General features: G+C 71.7%; 14 protein-coding genes. 4 read left to right on the forward strand and 10 right to left on the reverse strand.

Annotated elements, in window-relative coordinates; genetic code table 11:
• Positions 1-85: 85 nt before the first annotated feature.
• Positions 86-766, forward strand: coding sequence for a class III extradiol dioxygenase subunit B-like domain-containing protein (locus tag ACYVD1_RS09240; RefSeq protein ID WP_460770308.1), 681 nt, complete (start codon positions 86-88; stop codon positions 764-766).
• 34 nt (positions 767-800) lie between these two features.
• Here the strand turns inward: ACYVD1_RS09240 and miaA are convergent, their stop codons facing one another.
• Positions 801-1,793 carry a tRNA (adenosine(37)-N6)-dimethylallyltransferase MiaA gene (gene miaA / locus ACYVD1_RS09245; protein ID WP_460770310.1) on the reverse strand — a complete coding sequence of 331 codons (993 nt, stop codon included), beginning with the start codon at positions 1,791-1,793 and terminating at the stop codon, positions 801-803.
• Positions 1,794-1,903: 110 nt separating this feature from the next.
• On the opposite strand from miaA, the gene dapF reads away from it, so the two are divergent.
• Positions 1,904-2,728, forward strand: coding sequence for a diaminopimelate epimerase (gene dapF, locus ACYVD1_RS09250; RefSeq protein WP_460770312.1), 825 nt, complete (start codon positions 1,904-1,906; stop codon positions 2,726-2,728).
• Between the two features lie 17 nt (positions 2,729-2,745).
• Here dapF and ACYVD1_RS09255 read toward each other — a convergent pair whose 3' ends face one another.
• From ACYVD1_RS09255 to aceB, 4 genes are all read right to left on the reverse strand, one after another.
• Complete coding sequence (locus ACYVD1_RS09255) at positions 2,746-4,140, reverse strand: (Fe-S)-binding protein (protein WP_460770314.1); 1,395 nt, start codon at positions 4,138-4,140, stop codon at positions 2,746-2,748.
• Positions 4,141-4,178: 38 nt separating this feature from the next.
• Positions 4,179-5,408, reverse strand: a complete 1,230-nt coding sequence (locus ACYVD1_RS09260) for an FAD-binding oxidoreductase (protein WP_460770317.1) — start codon at positions 5,406-5,408, stop codon at positions 4,179-4,181.
• A gap of 43 nt (positions 5,409-5,451) precedes the next feature.
• Complete coding sequence (locus ACYVD1_RS09265; RefSeq protein WP_460770320.1) at positions 5,452-6,942, reverse strand: FAD-linked oxidase C-terminal domain-containing protein; 1,491 nt, start codon at positions 6,940-6,942, stop codon at positions 5,452-5,454.
• Positions 6,943-7,153: 211 nt separating this feature from the next.
• A complete protein-coding gene (gene aceB, locus ACYVD1_RS09270; protein ID WP_460770323.1) occupies positions 7,154-8,758 on the reverse strand; it encodes a malate synthase A in 1,605 nt (534 codons plus the stop codon).
• Positions 8,759-9,162: 404 nt separating this feature from the next.
• On the opposite strand from aceB, the gene hflX reads away from it, so the two are divergent.
• Complete coding sequence (gene hflX / locus ACYVD1_RS09275) at positions 9,163-10,698, forward strand: GTPase HflX (protein WP_460770325.1); 1,536 nt, start codon at positions 9,163-9,165, stop codon at positions 10,696-10,698.
• Positions 10,699-11,150: 452 nt separating this feature from the next.
• Positions 11,151-12,359: an amidohydrolase family protein gene (locus ACYVD1_RS09280; protein ID WP_460770327.1), complete on the forward strand. Its 1,209-nt coding sequence runs from the start codon at positions 11,151-11,153 to the stop codon at positions 12,357-12,359.
• Between the two features lie 49 nt (positions 12,360-12,408).
• On the opposite strand, the gene holA is transcribed toward ACYVD1_RS09280, so the two are convergent.
• The 5 genes from holA to ACYVD1_RS09305 all read right to left on the reverse strand — a co-directional run bounded on the left by holA (position 12,409) and on the right by ACYVD1_RS09305 (position 18,983).
• The gene (holA, locus tag ACYVD1_RS09285) at positions 12,409-13,371 is read right to left on the reverse strand and encodes a DNA polymerase III subunit delta (protein WP_460770331.1); all 963 of its coding nucleotides are present in this window, start codon (positions 13,369-13,371) and stop codon (positions 12,409-12,411) included.
• Between the two features lie 92 nt (positions 13,372-13,463).
• A complete protein-coding gene (locus tag ACYVD1_RS09290; protein WP_460770334.1) occupies positions 13,464-15,800 on the reverse strand; it encodes a ComEC/Rec2 family competence protein in 2,337 nt (778 codons plus the stop codon).
• A gap of 6 nt (positions 15,801-15,806) precedes the next feature.
• Complete coding sequence (locus ACYVD1_RS09295; protein WP_460770336.1) at positions 15,807-17,300, reverse strand: helix-hairpin-helix domain-containing protein; 1,494 nt, start codon at positions 17,298-17,300, stop codon at positions 15,807-15,809.
• 204 nt (positions 17,301-17,504) lie between these two features.
• Positions 17,505-17,774 carry a 30S ribosomal protein S20 gene (rpsT, locus tag ACYVD1_RS09300; protein WP_460770339.1) on the reverse strand — a complete coding sequence of 90 codons (270 nt, stop codon included), beginning with the start codon at positions 17,772-17,774 and terminating at the stop codon, positions 17,505-17,507.
• A 234-nt stretch (positions 17,775-18,008) separates the two neighbouring features.
• Positions 18,009-18,983 (reverse strand): hypothetical protein, encoded by a 975-nt coding sequence (locus tag ACYVD1_RS09305; protein WP_460770342.1) that lies wholly within the window; start codon positions 18,981-18,983, stop codon positions 18,009-18,011.
• Positions 18,984-19,205: the final 222 nt, after the last annotated feature.

Genomic DNA, 19,205 nt, shown 5'->3' on the forward strand with positions numbered 1-19,205 from the left:
GCAGTCAAATATAGGCGAGGATCGGACCTCGGGCAAGGGGTGGGAGGGGCCGCGGGGAGCGCGGCCCGGGTATAGCCTCGCACCTGTGTTGAACGCCGCTGCTGTCTGTCCCCACCCGCCCGTCCTGTACCCGGAGGTCGCCCAGGGGGCCGCGCCGGAGCTGGCGGACCTGCGTGCCGCCTGTGACCGGGCGGTCGCCGGGCTCGGCGCTTGCGGGGCCGACCGACTCTACGTGGTGGGCCGGGGACCGGAGGAGCGGTGGCACGGGCCCGAGGCCGGGGGAGACCTCTCCGCCTTCGGGGTGGGCCTGCGGGTCGGGCCGGAGCCGGGTGTCCTGGGCCTGGCCGCGACCACCGGCCGGTGGCTGGCCGACCGCTCCGGGATGAGTCCCGACGGATACCTGGAGGTCCCGTCCGAGGCCCCGCCGGAACGCGCGGCAGCGCTCGGTGCCGAACTGGCCCGGGACGGGGACAGGGTCGCGCTGCTGGTCATGGGGGACGGCAGCGCCCGCCGTACCGAACACTCACCGGGGTTCGTGGACCGGCGCGCCATCCCGTACGACGACGCCGTCGCCGAGGCGCTGGCCAAAGCGGACACCGCGCGCCTGGCCGGGCTCGACCCCGCGCCGGCCCGCGATCTCATGGTCGCCGGGCGCCCCGCGTGGCAGGTCCTGGCCGGTGCTGCCGGTGACCGCGCGTTCACCGGAGATCTGATCGCCTACGAGGCGCCCTACGGCGTGGGGTACTTCGTGGCTGCCTGGTCCTGAACAGTCCGGTCCTCAACTTCCCGGCCCCGAACCGTCAGCGCTGGGAGTTCGGCAGCAGGGTGGCCACGTCCACCAGGGCCTCGCCCGGATCCTCGCTCTGGCCCGCCAGGGCAGCCTCGACGTGGGCCATCGCCCGCTCCAACAGGTTGGGCGCGTCGTAGGGCAGCCACCGCACCCGCGGGTCGCGGCGGAACCAGGACTCCTGGCGGCGGGCGAACCGGCGGGTGGCCTGGGCGGTCTGCTCCTTGGCCTCGGTCTCGCTGATCTCGCCGTCGAGCTGCGCCAGCGCCTGCGCGTATCCGAGCGCCTTCGACGCGGTGCGGCCGTCGCGCAGCCCCTGCTTGTCCAGGCGCCGGACCTCCTCCAGCAGGCCCCGGTCCCACATGTGCTCGACCCGAAGGTCGATGCGCTCGTCGAGTTCGGGGCGCGGTGCGGTCAGCCCGAGCTGCAGGCACGGGTAGAACGAGGTGTGGTCGGGCAGGTTGGCGGTGAACGGCTGGCCGGTGAGTTCGATGACCTCCAGCGCCCGGACGATCCGGCGCCCGTTCCCGGGCAGGATCGTGCGGGCGGCGTCGGGGTCGGCTTCGGCGAGCCTGGCGTGCAGCAGCCCGGGGCCCAGGTCGGAGAGCTCGGCCTCCAACCGGGCACGCACCTCGGGGTCGGTGCCCGGGAACTCCATGTGGTCCAGGACCGCGCGCACGTACAGCCCGGACCCGCCCACCAGGACGGGGATGACGTCGCGGTCGGCGCAGTCCTCCACCCGCTCCCGGGCCAGTGTCTGGTAACTGGCCACGTCGGCGGGTTCGTGTACGTCCCAGATGTCCAGCAAGTGGTGGGGCACGCCTCTGCGCTCCGCCTCGGGGAGCTTGGCCGTGCCGATGTCCATGCCCTCGTAGAGCTGCATGGAGTCGGCGTTGATCACCTCGCCGCGACGGCCGGTGCGTTCCTCCAGCCACTCCGCGAGATGCGCGGCCAGGTCCGACTTGCCCACAGCGGTCGGGCCCACGACCGCGATCACCTTGATCATCCCCCCAGCGTAGCCAGACGGAGCACCGGCTGGGCCCGGTACGGGTGAGAAGACGGTGGGAATCGTGCTGGTCGTGCGGCCGGTCGGTAGCTGGAGTGTGAGCATCTAGGATGGTCCGCATGCGATTCGCCAAGGGCCACGGAACAGAGAACGACTTCGTGATCCTCCCCGACCCCGAAGGGGAGCTCCAGCTCACGGAGGAGGCCGTCCGGCTGCTGTGCGACCGCCGGGCGGGCATCGGCGGTGACGGCGTCCTCCGGGTGGTGCGCACGCGCGCGTTCGATGGGACCCTTGCCCCCGCGGCCCGCACGGCCGAACGCCCCGAGTGGTTCATGGACTACCGCAACTCCGACGGCAGTATCGCCGAGATGTGCGGCAACGGTGTGCGGGTGTTCGCGCACTACCTGCGGCACGCCGGCTTGGTCGAGGGAGACCGGTTCGAGGTCGGCACCCGCGATGGCGCCAAGGGTGTGGTGGTCGAGGACGACGGCGACATCACCATAGACATGGGCCGGGTGGAGATGCAGGGCACCTCGTCGGCCAAGCTCGCCCAGCAGGTCGTGCACGGCGCACAGATCTCCGTGGGCAACCCGCACCTTGCCTGCGAGGTCGAGGGGCAGGTCGCCGACGTCGACCTGACCAGACTCCCCGAACTCGACCCCGAGGCCTTCCCCGAGGGCGCCAACGTCGAGGTGTATGCCGAGGCGGCCCCCGGCGTGCTGGACATGCGCGTGTACGAGCGGGGCTCCGGTGAGACCCGGTCCTGCGGCACCGGCATCGTCGCGGCCGCCGCCGCGGCCACCCCCGAGGGCGAGGGCGCCACGTGGCGGGTACGCGTGCTCGGCGGCGAGTGCACGGTCTTCCTGGACGCCTCCGGCGCCCGCCTGCGCGGCCCCGCCGTCATCGTCGCCGAGGGCGAGACCATCCTGGTCTGACCGCCGCGCACGGCAGTTTAGGACCGGCCGAACAGCTGCTCCGCGCTCAGGCCCCGCAGAGAGGCGTCCAACAGCTGGGCGGTGTGGGCTACCGCCACCGACGAACCCGCGCGCTCCATCGCCGACGCGATCTGCAGCGAGCACCCCGGGTTGCCCGACACCAGGACCCCGGCACCGGTCGAGGCGACGTCCTCGCCCTTGCGGTCGCCCAGCTCGCCGGCGGCCTCCGGCTTGAACAGGTTGTACACGCCAGCCGAACCGCAGCAGACCTCCTTGTTGGGCAGGTCGGTGACCTTGAGTCCGGGGATCTGCTCGAGGAGCTGGCGGGGCGGTCGAGTGATCCCCTGCCCGTGCGCTAGGTGGCAGGCGTCGTGGTAGGCGACGCGGAGCTGGATCGGGTGGCGTTCGGCGCGGGGACCCAGTTCGACCAGGTACTCGGTGAGGTCGACGACCTTCGCCGAGGCCGCGCGGGCCCGGTCCACCCAGGCCCGGCTCTCGCCCGCCTCCTCCAGGGTCCGGTCGAAGTGCTTCATGCTGGAGCCGCACCCCGCCGAGTTCACCACGATCCGCTCCACCTGGCGGGCCTCGAACACCTCGATCAGGTCCTTGGCGAGGCGGACGGCCTCGGAGAGCCTTCCCGAATGCCCGGAGAGCGCGCCGCAGCATCCCTGGGAGCGCGGGATCACCACCTCGCAGCCCTCCAGGGCCAGGACGCGCGTGGTGGCGGTGTTGACCTCGGGGAAGAACGCGCCCTGTACACAGCCCACGAGCATGCCGACCCGGGCGCGCCTGTCTCCCTCGGCGGGCACGAGTTCCGGCAGCGGGGGAGGGGGTGCCGAGAGCGGCGGGGCGATGCGCTCCATCGTGGCCAGGGTCGGTGAGATCCGCTCCAGGAGTCCCGACCCGCGGACCAGTTTGGACAGCCCGCTGGCCTGGTAGGCGCGCAGCGGTCCGCGCATCGCCCGGAGCCGGTTCCGGTAGGGGAACAGGGAGAACACCGCCCCGCGCAGCGCACGTTCGCTCCGCGGGCGCTCGTGTTCCTCCTCGACCCGGTGCCTGGTGTGCTCGAGGAGGGCGTCGTAGGCCACCCCGGACGGGCAGGAGGACACGCAGGCCAGGCAGCCCAGGCAGTTGTCGAAGTGTCCGACGGCGGTCTGGCTGAGCACGTCCTCCTCGTGCATCTGCCCCATGAGGTGGATGCGCCCGCGCGGGGAGTCCATCTCCTGACCCCACAGCACGTTGGTGGGGCACGTGGGCAGGCAGAAACCGCAGTGCACGCATTCGTTGAGCAGGTCGCCGAAGAGCCGCTCGCGCTCGCCGGACGTACTACTGGGCGTATCGCCAGACGTCCTACCGGGCGTACTGCCGGGCGCGCTGCCGGATCCGGCCGGTTCGGTCGGTAGGTCGGTCACGGGCCCTCCCAAGGGTCGTCGCGGGGGTGTTCGGCGATTCAGATGCCACCGGCGAAGCGGCCGGGGGAGAGGCGGTGCCCGGGGTCGAGGGAGTCCTTGACCGACCGCATCAGGGCCAGACCGGGTACTTCGCCCCACGGGTCGACCCCGGCGGCGTGGACGTGCGGTTCGGCGCGCAACAGCGCCGCCGACCAGTGCGGATGCGAACGGGCCCCGTCCAGGAGCGCGGCCACGGCCTCGGCGGACGCACCCGGTGGGAACGCGGCGTACAGTGCGCCGGCCGGGACCGAGCCGGTGATGTGCGCGTCCGCCCCGGAACCGCCTCCGGCCAAGCCGCCCAGAGCCTGGGCAGCCGAGGGGAATTCGGAGGGTGGTACCGACACCTGTACCAGGGAGCCCTCCGCGGCCAGCACACCCCAGTCCTTGGGAAGTTCCTGGGCGACCTCGGCCTCTCCGCCCAAAGCGTGTTCGGTCTCGGCCACGCGCGTGGCCAGGCCTTCGGGCGTCCCCTCCAGGACCACCGTGAGCTTCGCGTGGCCGTCCGGGCCGCCCTGCGGCCGTTCGAGCTCCACCGCGGCCGGGACCACGGTGCTCGCCCGCAGCGAGGCCAGAGCGCGCTCCGCCGCCTCGGTGGAACGGACCGGGGCGCTGACCACGCGGAGCGCGTTCGGGACGGGGTGCAGGCGGAAGGCGACCGAAGCGATCACGCCGAGCGTGCCGAACCCGCCGGTGTGCAGCTTGGCCAGGTCGTATCCGGCCACGTTCTTGACCACCCGGCCGCCGCTTCGCGCCACCACCCCGTCCGCGCGCACCACGGTCATGCCGATCACCAGGTCGCGCAAGGCGCCGGAAAGCAGGCGGCGGGGGCCGCTCACACCGGTGGCCACCGCCCCGCCGACGGAGCAGCCGATCCGGACGGGGTCATGGGACAGCCGCTGACCTGCCGCGGCCAAGGCCTCGTGGAGCTCGGCCACCGGGGTGCCGGCCCCGGCCTCCACCACCAGGTCACCGGCGTTGTGGTCGATCCAGGACAGCGCGGAGGCGTCCACCAGCAGGTCCAGGGAACGCGGCGGCGCTCCCCAGTCCAGAGCGGTCCCGCCGCCGCGTGCGGTCACGGAGAGCCCGCTCCGACGGGCGGCCGCCAAGAGGCGGGCCAGCGCCTCGGTGTCGGTCGGCCGTGCCACGCGCCCGGGCACGACCCCGCACACGGCGTCCTCGGGGGTTCCCTCCCTCAGGACGCAGCCCTCGACGTCCAAGTCCTCTGTCACGCTCGGCCCTCCCGGCCCTGTGAGTTGGTCACGACCGTCCGGTTCAGAACTGCTCGGCCCTGCCGGACTCCACCAGCGGGTGCACGCCGGTGGTGACCCCTGGCCGTTCTCCGCACAGGCGCGGGGTGGGCAACAGCTTCTCGGGGTTGGCGATCCCGTCGGGGTCGAAGGCCCGCCGGAACCGGTCGAAGGTGTCCAGCGCGGCGTCGTCGTACATGCGCGGCATCTTGCACGCCTTGTCCACTCCCACGCCGTGTTCACCGGTGATGGAGCCGCCGTGCTCGATGCACAGGTCCAGGATCGCGCCCGAGACCTCTTCGGCGCGCTCGCCCGCGCCGGGTTCGGCGTCGTCGAAGAGCACCAGGGGGTGCAGGTTGCCGTCACCGGCATGGAAGACGTTGGCGACCCGGATCCCGCTCTCGGCGGACAGCGCGGCGATCCGGCCCAGGACCTCGCCCAGGGCGGTCCGCGGCACCACGCCGTCCTGGACGATGTAGGCGGGGCTGATCCGGCCCACCGCGGCGAAGGCGGACTTGCGGCCCTTCCAGATGAGCGCGCGTTCCTCGGCGCCGCTGGCCGCGCGGGTCTCGAAGGCACCGGCGTCGGCGCACAGGGCGGTGACCCGCTCCAGTTGGGCGTCGACCTCCTCGGCGGGGCCGTCCAGCTCCACGACCAGCACGGCCGCGGCGCCTTCGGGGTAGTCACAGGCCACGGCCCTCTCGGCGGCCTCGATGGCGAGTGCGTCCATCATCTCGATCGCCGAGGGGAGGAGGCCGTCGGCGATGATGGCGCTGACCGCTTGGCCTCCGGCGTCCATGGAGGTGAACGCGGACAGCAGGGTGACGGTCTTCTGCGGTGAGCGGGTGAGGGACACGGTGATGCGGGTGGCCACGCCCAGAGTGCCCTCGGAGCCGACGAACGCCCCGATGAGGTCGTAACCGTGCGCACCGGTGGCCTTTCCGCCCAGTTCGACGACCTCTCCGGCCGGGGTGACGATCTCCAGGCCGCGCACGTGGTTGACGGTGAACCCGTACTTGAGGCAGTGGGCTCCGCCCGAGTTCTCCGCGACGTTGCCGCCCACTGAGCACACCTGCTGGCTGGAGGGGTCGGGCGCGTAGTAGTAGCCGTGGGGGCTCGCGGCACGGGTGATGTCGAGGTTGGCGACGCCGGGTTCGACGACCGCGCACTCGTTGTCTAGGTCGATCTCGATGATCCGGCGCATCCGGGAGGTGACGAGGAGGACGCCTTCGGAGTGGGGGAGCGCTCCCGCCGAGAGTCCGGTGCCCGCCCCGCGGGGAACGTAGGGAACGCCGTGCTCGGCGCAGAGCCGGATGACGGCGGCGACCTGCGCGGTGGAGGTCGGCATGGCCACGACGCCCGGCGTGGAGCGGTGGTAGGCGAGGCCGTCGCTCTCGTAGACGCGCCGCTGGGCGAGGTCGGTCAGGACGCCGTCCGCACCGCAGATCTCCCGTAGTCGCGGCACCAGCGCGGCCAGTGCCGCTGGAGTGCTCTGTGGATGTGCGGTCGTGGCCATGGGCGCCTCCCGGGTTCGGTCGGAGAGTGTGGCCGGGGTCTCCTTCTCCGACTGCGACCTCGCAAGGGGACCGTACGACCGCGCCCCTTGCCAGGGCAAGGGGCGCGGTGGAAACGTTCTTCCGTTTTATGAAATGACCTGCGGCACGGGGCCCAAGTGGTCGCCCTTGGCCGGGACGACCCGGTGTGCGCCCGGCCACCGGAGGCCGCTGCTAAGGCATGCGCTCGTAGGCGGGCAGGGTGAGGAAGTCGACGTAGTCGTCGTCCAGCGCGACCTCGGTGAACAGCTCGCTGGCCTGGGTGAACAGGTCCTCGCTGTAGTTGTCGCCGAGTCCCTCCTTGATGGTGGCCAGCTCCTCGCCGATGATCTGCTTGACCAGCTCGGCGGTGACCTTTTCGCCGCCGTCGAGGGTGACGTCGTTGTGCAGCCACTGCCAGATCTGCGAGCGGGAGATCTCGGCGGTCGCGGCGTCCTCCATGAGGTTGTGGATGGCCACCGCGCCGTTGCCGCCCATCCAGGCCGCCAGGTACTGCAGGGCGACGTTGATGTTGCCGCGCAGGCCGTCGATCGTGCTGCCGCCCGGAGTCTTGTCCACGGCGAGCAGGTCGGCGGCGCTGACCTCGACGTCGGGGCGCTGCTTGTCGATCTGGTTGGGCTTCTCGCCAAGGACGCCGTCGAAGATCTCCTTGGCGACGGGGACCAGGTCGGGGTGGGCGACCCAGGAGCCGTCGAAGCCGTCACCGGACTCGCGGGACTTGTCGTCGCGGACCTTGGCGAAGGCGACCTTGTTGACCTCCTCGTCCTTGCGGGACGGGATGAAGGCGGCCATACCGCCGATGGCGTGGGCGCCGCGCTTGTGGCAGGTCTTGACCAGCAGCTCGGTGTAGGCGCGCATCATCGGGGCGGTCATGGTGACGGCGTTGCGCTCGGGCAGCAGGAACTTGCGGCCCCGGGTGCGGTGAGTCTTGATGATGCTGAAGAGGTAGTCCCAGCGCCCGGCGTTCAGGCCGGCGGAGTGCTCGCGCAGCTCGTAGAGGATCTCCTCCATCTCGAACGCGGCCGGGATGGTCTCGATCAGGCACGTGGCGCGGATGGTGCCGCGGGGGATCTCCAGGCGCTCCTGGGCCAGCACGAAGATGTCGTTCCAGAGGCGGGCCTCGAGGTGGCCCTGCATCTTCGGCAGGTAGAAGTACGGGCCCTTGCCCTTGGCGATCTGGCGCTTGGCGCTGTGGAAGAAGTACAGCGCGAAGTCGACGATGCCGCCGCTGACCCGCTCGCCGTCGACGAGGATGTGCTTCTCGTCCAGGTGCCAGCCGCGCGGGCGCACGACGATCGTGGCCAGCTCGGAGTCCTCCTTGAGGGAGTACGTCTTGCCCTGGGGGGAGGTGAAGTCGACCTCGCGGTCCAGGGCGTCGCGCAGGTTGAGCTGCCCCTGGACCATGTTCTCCCACAACGGGGTGTTGGCGTCCTCGAAGTCGGCCAGCCACACCTTCGCGCCGGAGTTGAGCGCGTTGATCGTCATCTTCCGGTCGGTGGGACCGGTGATCTCGACTCGGCGGTCGGTGATGCCCGGTGCGGGCGGCGCGACCTTCCAGCTGTCGTCCTCACGGATGTGCTTGGTCTCCGGGAGGAAGTCGAGGTCCTCACCGGCCGCGACCCGCGCCTCGACGGTCTTGCGCGCGGCCAGGAGTTCCTGGCGGCGAGACTCGAAGTTGCGGTGCAGCTCGGCGACGAGCGCGAGGGCGTCCTCGGTGAGGATCTCGTCGAACCGTTCGTTGAGGGGGCCGGTGATCTCAACCCCGTGCTTGGCGCCCATGGAAAACCTTCCGCAATACGAAACAAGCTTCTGGTATGTGGAAGTGAAACTACTATCTTGATGTCGAGCGGTCAATGTCACTCGTGGTGTCAGTGACGTGCAATTTTTCCACAGAGGGAAGCGCAGTAAAACTTCTTCTGGAAGTTTCGTGATTCTTCAGTCTTGGCGCTGATTGGCACGGATACCCGCGGCTCTGGGGGTGGTGGCCTGTGTCACGTCACCCGCGATAATTAACGTGCCTTCACCCGTAGCGAGGTGTCACCATCGACCCAGTGAGCACTTTCCCGGCCGCGTACCGGGCCTCGGCGGTCGCCGACCGCTCCACGGGGCAGCGGGGCGGTGCCGCGTACGCGGCGGACAGGGAAGAATCACGGCCGCATCAGCGTTGACCCACCTGGAGGGATATGAATACAGCTGACACCCACGGAAGCGACCGCTCGGGCCACGGGGCCCAGGGCGAGGACCCGTTCCGTGAGGCGACCACCGTCGGGGGCGGGGTCCACACCGGCGACGCACCCCGCGAGACCGCGGGCAGCGAGCGCTACGAGGACCCGGGCTACGCCCCCGACCAGGGCGAGATGGAACTGGCCGAACGGCACGCGCTCCGCCGCGTCCAGGGCCTGTCCACAGAACTCACCGACGTCACCGAAGTCGAGAACCGGCAGCTGCGCCTCGAGCGCGTCGTCCTCATCGGTGTCTGGACCAGGGGGACCCAGGTCGAAGCCGACAACTCCCTGACCGAACTCGCCGCACTTGCCGAGACGGCGGGCGCCCTCGTCCTCGAAGGGCTCACCCAGCGCCGCTCCAAGCCGGACCCAGCCACCTACGTCGGCAAGGGCAAGGCCGGCGAACTCCGCGACATCGTCGAGGCCACCGGGGCGGACACCGTCGTCTGCGACGGAGAGCTCACCCCGGGCCAGCTGCGCCAGCTCGAGGACGTCGTCAAGGTCAAGGTGGTCGACCGGACCGCCCTCATCCTCGACATCTTCGCCCAGCACGCCCGCAGCAGCGAGGGCAAGGCCCAGGTCGAACTCGCCCAGCTCAACTACCTGTTGCCGCGCCTGCGCGGCTGGGGTGACTCCCTGTCCCGACAGGCGGGCGGCTCCGGCGGCGGCTCCGGCGGCGGTGTGGGACTGCGCGGTCCCGGTGAGACCAAGATCGAGACCGACCGCCGACGCATCAACGACAAGATGGCCAAGCTGCGCCGTCAGCTCGCCCACATGCGTACCGCGCGCGACGTCAAGAAGGACGTCCGCCGCACCCGCAAGGTCCCCTCGGTGGCGATCGCCGGATACACCAACGCGGGCAAGTCCAGCCTGCTCAACCGGCTCACCGGAGCCGGGGTGCTGGTGGAGAACGCCCTGTTCGCCACCCTCGACCCGACGGTCCGCCAGGCCCGCACACTCGACGGCCGCGGCTTCACCCTGAGCGACACGGTCGGCTTCGTCCGGCACCTGCCGCACCAGCTGGTGGAAGCGTTCCGTTCCACCCTGGAGGAAGTGGCCGACGCCGACCTGATCCTGCACGTGGTCGACGGCTCCCACCCCGACCCCGGGCAGCAGATCAGCGCGGTCCACGAGGTGTTCGCCGAGATCGAGGCCGTCGACGTGCCCGAGCTCGTCGTGGTGAACAAGGTCGACGCCGCCGACCCGGACACGCTCAAGGCGCTGCGTACCCGCTACCCCGACCTGGTCGAGGTCTCGGCGCGGACCGGAGAGGGCGTCCCCGCAGTGGTCACGGCACTGGCCGAGGCGCTGCCGGAGCTCGCCGAGGAAGTACGCGCGCTCGTCCCGTACTCCCGGGGCGACTTGGTCGCCAAGGTGCACGACGAGGGCCGCATCCTCAGCGAGGAGCACACCGGGGAGGGCACGGCGCTCCACGCCTTCGTCCCCGAACTGCTCGCCGCCAAGCTGGAGGAGTTTACGCCCAGTAACGTTTAGGCGGGGCTGACTGGCGGGTCCAGACTGGCGGACCGGATAACGGGAACAAGAAGCGAGGCACGGCCCGCGGGTGCGCGGGCGGTGGCGGAACACGGCCGGGGCGCCCACGAGGCGGCCCGGCCGCGCTGTTGACCAGGCCTCCAGGGCGATAGTGGCCTTCATCACCTTTTCGGCTTGCGAATTTCGGTCGTGAACGCTCGCATTCGTCCCCGAGAGGAGGTGTACACGGAGTCCGCGGATGGACTACGGTCTTTGAGCACTGGCCGACAGTGATCGCTGTCCCCCGAGGCCGACGCGAACCCCCACTGTCACGGCACCGCGAAGCGACCCAGGGTCGCTCACGGCCCTGTCGGAATCGCACCCAGATACGAGGTCCCCATGTCCGCCCGTGCACCCCACGCGCCCGTTCCGCACGTACCCCAGCGGAACTGACCGGCGAGGGCGGACCACCCATGCCGGTAGTACTCCTCACCAACATCGGTCGGCTCTGGACCGGGAACGAGCTGCTCACGAAAGCCGCCGTCCTCCTGGACAACGACCGGATCGCCTGGGTCGGCGCGGCCGCGGAGCTTCCCCAGCACATCCCGGGCGTGATGGAGGACCTCACCGACGTCGACGAGATCGTCAACATCGGCGGCGGCCTCGTCACCCCCGGACTGGTCGACGCCCACTGCCACCCCGTCTACGCGGGTGACCGCTACGCCGAGGTCAACATGTGGGCCAAGGGGGCCACCCGCGCCGACATCTTCGCGGCGGGCGGGGGTGTGTCCACGACCGTCACCATCACCCGGGGAACCGACCCTTGGACACTGTGCAACGCCGTCCGCGAACGGCTGCGGCACTGGGTGCTGTCCGGTAGCACCACCGTGGAGGCCAAGACCGGCTACCACCTCACCAGGGACGGCGAGCTCGCCGACGTGCGCCTGCTGCGCTCTTTGGAGGAGGAACCGGGCATGCCGCGCCTGCACGTCACCTTCTTCCCCGCGCACGGTGTACCGCCCGAGTTCTTCGGCCGCACCAAGGAGTACGTGAGCACGGCCGCCTCCTGGCTCAGCGACGCGTCCATGGCCGGAGCCGACGGTGTCGACGTCTACTGCGACAACCAGCAGTTCACCACCGAGGACGCCCACATGCTCCTGGGCGTGGGCCAGTCAGTGGGACTGCGCACCACCCTGCACGCCTGTTCCCGGCCCCGGCACGGCGCCGTCCGGATGGCCACCGAACTGGGCTGCACCTCGGTCGACCTGGTACACGAGGCCGACGACCAGGACCTACTGGCCCTGGCGTCCACCCGCACCCCCGTCGTGGCCTGCCCCACCACCGCCCTGCACGAGCGCCGCAGCCCGCCGGTGCGAGCACTGCTCGACCACGGCGTTCCGGTGGGTCTGGGGACCGACCACAACCCCGGCCAGGCCGGCACCATGTCGATGCCGCTGGTCATCTCCTTGGCCATCTCCATGTTCGAGATGACGGTCCAGGAGGCGCTCAACGCGGCCACGGCGGGCAGCGCGCACGCGCTGGGCCTCAACGACCGGGGCCTGATCGCTCCAGGCAACCTGGCCGACCTCGTGCAGTGGGACGCCGACCACGAGGGCGCCTTCGCCTGGTCCATGGGCCTGAACACCCTGCGCGTCTGGCAGGGCGGCAAGACCATCCGCTGAATATGCGGGGCCCGACGTGCGGAGGGAGTCCGAAGCGGGGCCCGGGACGTCAGCGTGTGCCTCGGGCGCGGGCGATCTCGATCACCGCGCGTTCCAGTGCGTATTCGGGGTCGCGTCCGGCGCCCTTGATGAGCGCGTCGGTCTCCGCGATCACCGCCATCGCCCGGGTCACCCCGGCCGCACTCCACCCCCGGGCCTGTTGGCGCAGGTCGCGCATCTTCCACGGCGGCACCTTGGCCCGCTTGGCGAGGTCGGCCTCGCTCATCCCGCGCGGCGGCTGGGCGGCCACGGCGATCCCGCGCACGGAGCCGGCCAGGGCGCTGTTGATCAGCACCGGGGCCGTACCCACGGCGAGGGACCAGCGCAACTGCTCCAGCGCCTCGGGCAGACGGCCCTCCACGGCCCGGTCGGCCACGCTGAACCCCGAGGCTTCCGCCTTGCCGGAGTGGTACTTGGCCACGGCCGCCGCGTCCACGCGGCCCTCGGTGTCGGCGACCAGCTGGGTGCAGGCGGCGGCGATCTCGCGCAGCTCGGTGCCGACCGCGTCCACCAGTGCCTGGGCGGCGTCGGAGGTGATCTGCCGCCCGGCCGCGGAGAACTCGCCCTTGACGAAGGCCACCCGCTGCGGCCCCTTGGTGGGGCCCTTGCAGTCCACCCGCTGGGCCCCGGCCTTCACCGCCGCTTGGAGCAGTGCCTTGCCCTTGGCCCCGCCCGCGTGGGTGAGGACCATGTACACGTCGTCGGCGGGTGCCTTGAGGTAGTCGGTAACGGTCGCCGCCAGGTCCTTGACCAGGTCCTGGGAAGAACGGAGCACCACCACCCGGCGGTCGCCGAACAGGGAGGGCGAGGTGACCTCCACCAGGGTGTTCAGGCCCACCTGGGAGGGCACCAGGTCGTGGACGTCCACGTCGGGGTCGGCCTCTCGGGCCGAGGCGACGACGGCGGCCACGGCCCGGTCGACGAGGAGTTCCTCGTCACCGACGATGAGCGTGATCAGGGCGGGTGCAGGCATACAACGAGGATGCCACGCCTCGGGGACCATCCGGTGCCTGAACCCGAACCCGCACTCCTCCCGCTGTTCGGTCCGGACCGGTGGCGGGGCGGTCAGGGTTCCCTGTCGGCGTCGGGGCCTCTGCCCACCACACGGACCGGACCGCCCAGGACGGCGACGTCACCGTCGAGGTCGGTGCGCGCGTTCACCCGGGCCACCCCCTCCAACAAGCCCCAGGTGAAGGGTGTCGGGTGGCCGTAGGGATTGTCCGCGCCCACGGAGGTGACCGACACCGTCGCCTCGGTCGCGGTGAGGAACTCGGGGACCTGCGTACCGGCACCGTGGTGGGGTGTCGTCAGCACCGTCACCGACAGCAGCTCCGGCTCCGGACCGTCCAGCAGCTCCCCCTGGGCCTCCTCCTCGATGTCGCCGGTGAGCAGCACCGACATCTCCGGGCCGTCGGCACGGATCACGACCGAAGTGTCGTTCAGCGAGCCGACGAACCCCGCGTCCGGCCAGAGCACGCGAAGCAGCCACGGTCCGACCCGGAACTCCTGGCCGCGTTCGGCGACCACCAGCCCCACACCCTCTGCGGCGAGCAGCCGACCCACCGAGCTCGTGTCGAACCCGGCCGGGGCCAGCGCGGCGGACACTGTCCGGTGCCGCAGGACCCCGGGGGTGCCGTCGACGTGGTCGGCGTGGTCGTGGCTCAGCACCAGCAGCGGGACCTCGGTGACTCCCAGCCGGTCCAGGCAGCTGTCCACCGGCCCGGGCTCGATCCCGGTGTCGAAGACCACGGCCTCACCGCGGTCCGAGGAGAGCACGAACGCGTCGCCCTGCCCCACGTCACAGGCGACCAGCGTCCAGCCGGACGGTGGCCAGCCGCCCGGTACACACCGTGCGGCCAGCCCCAGGACGAGCACCGCCACGGCCGCGGCGGCGATCACCCCGCGGGTCAGCCCACGGGTCAGGAGGAACACCACCACGAGACCGGCCAGCAGCAGCCCGCCCGCCACGTCCGACCGCCAGGGCACCGCCCCGTACGGCACCCGCGCCCCGGTCTCGGCGACCACCGCGAGCCAGGACACCCCGAGCCCGGGCAGGTGCACCAGGACCGCCGCCGCCCCCGGCCAGAGCGAGGCCAGCGCGGTCAGGACCGACCCCGCGACGGTCACCACGGCCACCACCGGTGCCGCCAGCACGTTGGCGGGGATCGCCACCCAGGACACCTCCCCGGACAGCAGCACCAGGACCGGCGAGACCGCCACGTGCGCCGCCACCGCCACCGCGAACGCCTCCGCCACCGGCCGGGGCCACCGCCGCGACCACGCCCGCGTCCAGCCGGGCACCAGCAGCAGGATCCCCGCGGTCGCCAGCACCGACAGCGCGAAACCGTAGGAGGCGGCCAGTCCCGGGGCCACGAACAGCACACCGACCACGGTCACGCACAGGGCGCCCATCCCCGCTTGCGGCCGCCCGGTCGCCAACGCCAGCAGCCCCACCGACCCCATGAACGCCGCCCGCACCACGCTCGGCTCCGGACGGCACACCAGGACGAACACCCAGATCATCAGCCCGCCGCCGAGTACCGTGCACCAGGTCGGTGCGCGCGTCCACCGCGCCACCCCCAGTACGAACCCGGTCAGAATCGCCAGGTTGGCCCCGGAGACCGTCAGCAGGTGCGTCATTCCGGTGGTCCGGAAGTCCTCGGCGGTCTCCTCGGGAATCCTCGACACGTCACCGACGATCAGCGCGGGCAGCAGCCCCCGCTCGGGCTGGGACAGCTCTGACGCCGCCTCGCGCAGACCGGTCCGCACGCCCCCGGCGAAGTCCTGCAGCCGACTGGGCTCGGCGACCTCTTCCGGCGGGCCCCGCACCGGTACCAGGGCCGCTGTCAACGGGTCGTCGTCGGTCTCCAGGAAGGCGCCGCGCCCCTGGAAGGACTGCCCTGGCAGCAGGTCGCCCCAGCCCTCTCCCGAGGCCAGCACCACCACCGGGACCTGCGAGACGTGCCGGTCGCCGTCCAACCGGACCCAGGCCGTCTGTGCGGGCACCACCCACTCGGCCCGTCCGGGGCGCGGCATCCCGGCCCTGGAGAGCGCGTCGGTGGACACCTCGGCCCGGAACTCCACCTCGCCACCGCGCTCCACAGCCGAGGCGGCCGCGCTCGACTCGGCCCGGTGCACGTGGGCGCCGGACACCGCCGCAACGGTTGCGCCGCAGACCAGCGTGGCCACCAGCGCCAAGGCGGGCGGCTCCAACGGCGGCCGCGCGGCCGCGAACACCGCCAGGGCCGCACATCCGGCAACCCCCGCGCCCAGCCACGCCAGCCACGGCGGGACCGCGAGCGCCCCCAGGGCGGCCAGCCAGGCAGCCGCGGCGGGGAGGAACAGCCGCAGGTCCGGTGGCCTTTCCATACCGTGCGCGTCGGTGCCCAACCAGGTCGTCACGGGCTCTCACCCCACCGTCACGTGCGGTTCGAGCGTCTGCAGCGACTTCTCCGCGATCCCGTCCACGCCCAGGAGGTCGTCCACATCGGCGAAGGAACCGCCGAGTGACTCCCTGTGGCTGAGGATCGCCTGGGCCTTGGCCTCCCCGATCCCGGGCAGGGTCTCCAGCTCGGCCTGGTCGGCCAGGTTGATGTTGACCGGCTGCCCTTCGCCACCGGCCCCGCCCCCGGCACCCGAAGGGCCGCCCCCCGAGCCCTCCGGTTGGGGCAGGCCCACGAGGAGGTGCTCGCCGTCGGTCAGCGGCCGGGCCAGGTTGAGCAGGTCCAGGTCCGCTTCCGGTAGGGGGCCGCCCGCCTCCTCCACGGCGTCGGCCACCCGTGAGCCGGCGGGCATCGTGTACAGCCCGGGATCGGACACCTCGCCTCCGACGTGCACCACCACGTCCGCGTCCGGCTCCGGATCTGCCTCCGCTGAGCCCCCGTCTGCGTCGCCCGCGCCGTCCCCGCCGTCCGCGGGAGCGCCGTCACCCTCCTCGTCGGCCGGGGCGGCCTGGGTGACCAGTTCGGGGTCGACCACGTCGTTGGGCCGTTCGCGGAGCAGCAGGACCGCGGCGGCTATCGCGAGCAGGCCCAGTACCGCCAGGGTCACCACCGACCGCCGGGACAGGGAGGTGTTGGCGCCCCACGAGTGCGCCACCCGGTCCAGGGCCGAAACGGGTTCCTCGGGGTCCAACTCCGTGTATCCGGAGGGCGGCCGGGCGGGGCGGCGCCGGTGCCGCCCGGCCGTGTCCACTTCTCCGCCCCCGTCCCCTTCCGCCGACGGGGACGCGTCCGAGGTCTTCGCTGGCTCTTCCGAAGCCTCCCAGGGCTCTTCCGGTGGCTGACGGTGGGACGAGCCGTCCCCCGGGCCGGCCGCCGGGCCGGTCGGGGAAGCGGAGCCCGTCGAACCCGTGCTCCGGGTAACCCGTTCCCGCCACGGTCCGCTCTCCGGGGCGCCGGTGGTCGTGGTGGGAAACCTGCTTGGCGAGGCTGTTGTACCCGGAGGGGGTTCGGCTCGGGGCGGTTCGGCCGGGCGCCGTCGTGCCGCGGGCGGGGTGAGGGTGTCTTCGGGGTCCCGCTCGGGCCAGGCCACGGTCCCGGACACGCGCCCCGCCACCCGCGTCCGGCCCTCGGTGTGCTCCTCCGGGCGCACGGTGCCCGACCAGAGTGCTCCAGGTCGACCTGCACGGCCCCGGCGTGCGGGTCCGGCAACCCGGGGCCGCTCGGGCCGGTAGGGGGTGGTGGCCTCTTCGACCGCGTAGGGGGCGCTGGGGACGGCCGCCCCGGGGTGCGGTTCGGCGCTCGGCCGCGGTTCGGTCGCGGTGAGAGCGCCGACGGCGGGGCGTGGGATCCGGGCGCGCAGTCGACGGGCTGCGGGGGAGCGGTCCAGGCCGAGCGCGCGGAGTCGTTCTTCGGGGGCAGACACGGGAGGGTGGCGCCGTGACCGGCGCGGAGCGGTCATGACATCAACGCTAGAGAGCGAGCAACGCTCTGTCACCGGGCGGTTGCGCGCCTGTGGATAACGTGCCGACGGGGTTGCCATCGCGGGCGCCGGTGGGGCCGGACCGGGGACAGCAAGAGGGCCCGGTCCCGAAACGGGAACGGACCCTCGAAAGCCCTTCCGCTTCCGGCCTCAGCCGGAGCGGGGTGCCGCCGCGCTCTGGTCTCAGGCGCTCTGCAGCTGGTCCAGGCGCTTGGCGATCGCGCTCTTGCGGTTCGCGGCCTGGTTCTTGTGGATGACGCCCTTGCTGCTGGCCTTGTCCAGGGCGCGAGCGGCCTCACGCTGTGCCACGGTGGCCTGCTCGACGTTCCCGGCGTCAGCGGCCACGCGGAAATTCCGGATGGCCGTCTTCAGCGAAGAGCGCACCGCCTGGTTGCGGACACGAGCCTTCTCGTTCTGCAGAATGCGCTTCTTCTGCGACTTGATGTTCGCCATGCGAAAACGTGCTCCAGTTACTTTGATCATCGCGCCGGTCGAACAGGCGGCTCAACTCATGGGCAGCCGATCCATGAGCGGCCTGCGTGGGCGCCGACGCAGGGTGTGTGTGAGTCCACAGGGCTCAAATTCGAACGTGGAAGTCCGAGACACGGACTCCCCAGTATGCCGTACCCAACGGACCACTCGGGACCCCGGCCCCGTGTTCCGCCGAGGAGTCGCACACCCGCGCCCCTACGGGGCCTGCCAGGCCGTCCGGTAGGCGGCCAGGTCGCCCTGCTCGGCCTCGTCCACGAGGTACAGGGACACACCCAGCGCCATCGTCTCCGGGGCCTCCGCCTGGGACATCCCCAGCCGTACGGCGGCGATCGCGGTCAGCGAGGTCTCGTTGCCCCGGTCCGGCCCCCACCGCTCACTGCTGTAGGCCGGGATCCCGAACCGGACCGTGACGTCGTCGCGGGTGCGCAGCGCCGACACTGACTCGGTCACCTGCCGCACCATGAAACCGCCGTACATCCCTGTAACGGGCATACCCGCGTCCACACCCGGAAGGACGACCTCGTCCGCGTTCTCGGTGACCCGCTCCAAGTATCCCTTGGACCAGTACTTCTCCTCGCCTCCGGCCACGAACGACGGCACCCGGCCGCCCGGCATCAGCTCCACGTGGTGCGCCTGCACCGACAGCACCGGGTCCTCGCCCAGCTCCTCCCGGAGCTCATCCACCAGCGCGGGCATCGACGGATCGTTCACCGTCACCGGGCGGACCTCCAGGTGCACCCCGTCGAAGCCGTCCGTGCCCACCTCCGCGACCTGCGGCACCAAGGTCGCACGCTCCTCGGACTCGAAACGGTCCCGGATCAGTGACGAACCCGACTCCTCGTGCCGCAGCCACGCGAGTGCGCGCACCTCGGGGAAGTCGGCCGCCAGCCACGACAGGAGCGCGTCGGTGTCCGGCTCCCGGTCCACGTTCCCGGCCGGGTCCACCTCGCCGGCGTACACGTACAGCGTGTCCACACCGCCGGTGCCCAGCAGCTCCTCCAGCGCGTCCGTGTCGTCCCACGAACCCACCCAGGCGGCGTCCGCCCCCTGCGAGGCCGCCCACTCCTCGGGGGTCCCCGAGTACTGGTAGGCCAGCAGGGCGCTCGCGCCCGCGAACACGAGCAGGACCGCAGCCACCCCGGCCAGCAAACGCTTCAGAAACCACTTCACCCGTACGCCACCCGTTCTCCGTCCGCTCCACGCACCGGCCGTTCCCGGTACCGGGTCGCATAATCTGGACACAAGTCCTACGCGTTGGCGCCCATACTGCCGTATCCGTACCGGCCTCAGCCGGTGAGGGCGGCGCTGGCGGCATGGGATGATGGACGATGCCGTGGGCCACGCCCCGGCGGGGCAGCGCCACCACAGGCGCACACGACCCGGACCCAACCC

Source organism: Nocardiopsis nanhaiensis (assembly GCF_054778635.1).

What these genes read in the sequence shown, in the direction of transcription:
- miaA (WP_460770310.1), bottom strand. Translation starts at nt 1,793, where the DNA reads ATGATCAAGGTGATCGCGGTCGTGGGCCCGACCGCTGTGGGCAAGTCG.
- dapF (WP_460770312.1), top strand. Translation starts at nt 1,904, where the DNA reads ATGGTCCGCATGCGATTCGCCAAGGGCCACGGAACAGAGAACGACTTC.
- ACYVD1_RS09265 (WP_460770320.1), bottom strand. Translation starts at nt 6,942, where the DNA reads ATGGCCACGACCGCACATCCACAGAGCACTCCAGCGGCACTGGCCGCG.
- aceB (WP_460770323.1), bottom strand. Translation starts at nt 8,758, where the DNA reads ATGGGCGCCAAGCACGGGGTTGAGATCACCGGCCCCCTCAACGAACGG.
- hflX (WP_460770325.1), top strand. Translation starts at nt 9,163, where the DNA reads ATGAATACAGCTGACACCCACGGAAGCGACCGCTCGGGCCACGGGGCC.
- ACYVD1_RS09280 (WP_460770327.1), top strand. Translation starts at nt 11,151, where the DNA reads ATGCCGGTAGTACTCCTCACCAACATCGGTCGGCTCTGGACCGGGAAC.
- holA (WP_460770331.1), bottom strand. Translation starts at nt 13,371, where the DNA reads ATGCCTGCACCCGCCCTGATCACGCTCATCGTCGGTGACGAGGAACTC.
- ACYVD1_RS09295 (WP_460770336.1), bottom strand. Translation starts at nt 17,300, where the DNA reads ATGACCGCTCCGCGCCGGTCACGGCGCCACCCTCCCGTGTCTGCCCCC.
- rpsT (WP_460770339.1), bottom strand. Translation starts at nt 17,774, where the DNA reads ATGGCGAACATCAAGTCGCAGAAGAAGCGCATTCTGCAGAACGAGAAG.